This is a genomic window from Flectobacillus sp. (assembly GCF_049240685.1).
GTDB lineage: Bacteria > Bacteroidota > Bacteroidia > Cytophagales > Spirosomataceae > Flectobacillus.
This window is the reverse complement of record NZ_JBMLSD010000283.1, coordinates 2,830-4,662: the sequence shown is the minus strand read 5'-3', so window position 1 is coordinate 4,662 and position 1,833 is coordinate 2,830. Positions and strand designations below refer to the sequence as shown.

Sequence of the window (1,833 nt, the reverse complement as noted above, 5' to 3'; positions counted from 1 at the left end):
AAATTGTTGGAAATCCTTCGTACAGCCCTAATCTAAAATTGTAGTGGCTCCCTAAGGCTTGACTTCGTACTCTAGTATGCTCAAGGGAGAAGCCATTCCTGCTTTTGTAGGAGTTGCTTGTTGCATCAAGGAAATAATCCTGCTTTCTCGAAAACGAGTGACATCAGGCTTTGGCTCGAGGATACTAACATGCTGATTATCAACACCAATTGTAAACCATTGACTCCATTGATTCTTATTAGAAGCTTTCAGAATCACCAATTCTCCTTCGGCAAAATAGATAGGATGTCTAGATTTATCGTTTACTGACTGTCGATAATAGAGTAGAAATAAATTGTCATTGGCATCAAAAAGTATTTGTGGACGTGTACCTGCTTGGGCAATGATTAGTTTTTCATGCCATTTTCCATTGGTATCACGCCATAAATGATAATAACCACAGGCCTTTCTATCCCAAAATACTCCTTCATTAAATGGCTTGTTGGGCAATTTTCGCCAATAAACCACATGAATTCGACCTCTTGAATCAATGGCTTGTGCTTGTTGGTTCATCAATGACTGTTTGCGATTGATAGGACGGATAATCGAATGTTTAGACTGCACATTCATCAATACATTCGAATCGGCATGAGCAATGGTTTCACCACGATTATTTTTCCATGACTTTCCCTTGTCTTTACTATACGCAAATACCCAATCGTGGTTTGCGCCATCAGCTTTTTCACGCCAAGTAAAGGTGGTATACAGCACTCCATTTTTGCCATAATCCCAACCATTATAATAGGCATTTCGAGAACGACTATTATCTAAATCATCTTCAAAATATCCCTCTGAGCTATCTATTGCATGTCGTTCTTGCCATTGACTTTGTTGCGCATTGTAAGTTGCCATCCAATTTTGCCCATCACCACTTTTGCCTTTTCGGTAAAACAATTGAAGATTTCCATCGGGCATAGATACAAAACTAGGATAACTAACCTCCTCAATTTCTTCATCTAATTGATGAGAAAGGGATAAAAACTGGCTTGATTTCCAACTTGTTTTTTCAGGAAAATCTAGTAAATACTTTTTCGAACGAATATAGTTAAGCGTATTATTGTGATGATTAAAAGCGATGTGAAGCGTTCCATCTTTCTGACAAAAGCCCAATGAAATAGTATTATGAGCATCGTCCTTACTAAGAGTATACGGGAAACTAAGGATATCTATTTTGTTGGTTCGAAGGTTTCTCCGAAAAATACTTAGTTGGCGATTGCCATTATAAAACCCTCCATATTGAAATCCCTTAAAAGTAGCCAATGCCTCCTTTTGAAAAGCCTGCCCATTGATATTCATTCCATAGTCACCCTGAACGGTTAGTGCTTTGGAGTCTAACAAAATAGAGCGAATTGGATTGAGCTTTGGTTGAGCTATACTTTTTCCAAAAATCAGAAAGAGCAGCAGAAAAAGACCCTTGTTAAAATATTGGCGGTAATTCATCGGAATATCAGGCTTAAGATGTAGCTACAAAGTAGGTGTTTTTAGTGGGAAATAATAGAGGTGAAAGGAAATAATCTTTAAAAATCCAATGGTATACTACTTTGTTTTAAGTAGGAAAACGTTATTGATTAATAGTACATTGGTTACCTTAAGATATTCATAATCAAAAGTTTATAGTTAATTTTCACCCCAGATATACTATTAATTTAATCTTTTCTATTGCTTATCCACAAGTTAATCTATTTTTCGTCTATATATCCAAAAAGGCGTGCGAAAAGCAAATTTCGCACGCCTTTTTGGATACTATATTTCAGAATGCCACGTCTTCAGACACACAGTATTGCGTCTCTACTA

At 36.7% G+C, this 1,833-nt stretch carries 1 protein-coding gene; it reads right to left on the bottom strand.

What is annotated here, in order from left to right; all coding sequences use genetic code 11:
- Window positions 1–51: 51 nt before the first annotated feature.
- On the bottom strand, window positions 52–1,479 hold the full coding sequence (locus tag ACOVQ4_RS12990) for a BNR repeat-containing protein (protein ID WP_421821065.1): 1,428 nt from the start codon (window positions 1,477–1,479) through the stop codon (window positions 52–54).
- Between the last annotated feature and the right edge of the window lie 354 nt (window positions 1,480–1,833).

Coding starts and splice junctions, on each gene's coding strand:
- ACOVQ4_RS12990 (WP_421821065.1), bottom strand. CDS start 1,479: ATGAATTACCGCCAATATTTTAACAAGGGTCTTTTTCTGCTGCTCTTT.